Here is a 1,505-nt window from a genome sequence, read left to right as displayed (position 1 = left end):
AGCCTCCAGTCCCCAGCGCGGTCCGGCCCGGTCCGCAGGTGCCGGGAAGCGTGGGCATGCCGGAGGAGCCCGGGGAGTGGGTGGAGTCCCTGTGACCCGCCGCATCACGCGGAGGGCCGCTCCACGCCGACGCGAACCCTATCCAGCATATGACCACTTTTTTGTATTTCATATTTTCTACTATTTCTCACTCTTGCGAGTGAATCTCACTTAAAGATTTGCCCACGGAACATTAAAGGCCTCATAGTGATGACACCTCAGTTCGGTCTAGTGAAAGCCAAGTTCAGGCAAAGTCATCCCCAGTGAGGAGAAGGCGTTGTTCCACGGAAACACGGCATCGGACAGCCCCGGGCGGCAGCTGCGCGCGCAGATCACGAGCCCGGGGACGACGCCGTTGATCGGCGTCTACGACATGTACTCGGCCTCCATCGCGGCCGAGCACTACGACGGCATGTTCGTCTCCGGCTTCGGCTTCGCGGCCTCGTACTACGGGCTGCCCGACATCGGCTTCATCGCCTGGCCCGACATGGTGGGCTTCGTCGAGCGGCTGCGCGGGGCGTTCCCCCGGCACCACCTGCTGGTCGACATCGACGACGGCTACGTCGATCCGGAGGTGGCCTGCCACGTCGTGCGCAGGCTCGAACGGATCGGAGCGTCGGGCGTGATCCTGGAGGACCAGAAGCGGCCGCGCCGCTGCGGGCACGCGGACGGCAAGCTCGTGCTGCCGCTGGCGGAGTACCTGGAGAAGCTCGAGCTCGTCCTCGCCAACCGGACGGACCTCGTGGTGGTCGCGCGGACCGACGCCACCGAGGAGGAGGACATCCTGCGCCGGGCCCGGGCGCTCGCCGCCACGGACGCCGACGTGGTGCTGGTGGACGGCGTGCGCGACGAGGAGTGGATCCGCCGGATCCGCCGGGCGGTCGGCGACAAGCCGCTGCTGTTCAACCAGATCGCGGGCGGCAAGTCGCCCCGGCTGTCCCTCTCCGAGCTGTCCGCGCTCGGGGTCGACGTGGCCATCTACAGCACGCCGTGCCTGTTCGCGGCACACCGGGCGGTGGAGGAGGCGCTGACGGAGCTGAAGAGCTCCGACGGGCGATTGCCCGCCCCGGCCACGGGTCGGGAGCAGGTCGGCGTGCGGGAGTCCACCGAGCTGCTGGAGCGGAACATCTCGCGCTCCCGCGGGTTGATGGCGGTGCCGGCGTGAGCGCCGGGCTGCGCGGGCCCGCCCCGCCCTCGCCGGCCACCGCGCTGCGGGCCACCGCGCTCGGGCTGGTCGGGGCCTGCGCCCTGCTCGCGGGCGCCGCGGCGCCCGCGGCGGCGGGCGGCTCACTGGTCACCGTCGTGGACAACTCCAACGCCGACTCCTGGCTGGAGATCGACCGTACGGCCAACCTCCAGAACGGCAGCGGCTCCGCGGGAAGCGACCATGACGGTGCCGGCTCGCTGGTGGGCGGTCTGCTGGGGCCTGATTCCTCGTCCGGGCCCTCGCTCCGCCCGGCCTCGGG

The 1,505-nt window shown here is 70.0% G+C and carries 2 protein-coding genes; both read left to right on the top strand.

The features are described 5' to 3' along the window. Positions 1-316 precede the first annotated feature (316 nt). Positions 317-1,204 carry an oxaloacetate decarboxylase gene (locus ACFRMQ_RS40715; protein ID WP_380735970.1) on the top strand — a complete coding sequence of 296 codons (888 nt, stop codon included), beginning with the start codon at positions 317-319 and terminating at the stop codon, positions 1,202-1,204. Further along, positions 1,201-1,505, top strand: a 305-nt coding sequence (locus ACFRMQ_RS40710) for a hypothetical protein (RefSeq protein ID WP_380735969.1), incomplete at its 3' end; no start/stop codon positions are given. The genes ACFRMQ_RS40715 and ACFRMQ_RS40710, both read left to right, overlap by 4 nt.

The organism is Kitasatospora sp. NPDC056783 (genome assembly GCF_042789895.1).
GTDB lineage: Bacteria > Actinomycetota > Actinomycetes > Streptomycetales > Streptomycetaceae > Kitasatospora.
This window is presented reverse-complemented; position numbering and strand designations above follow the sequence as displayed.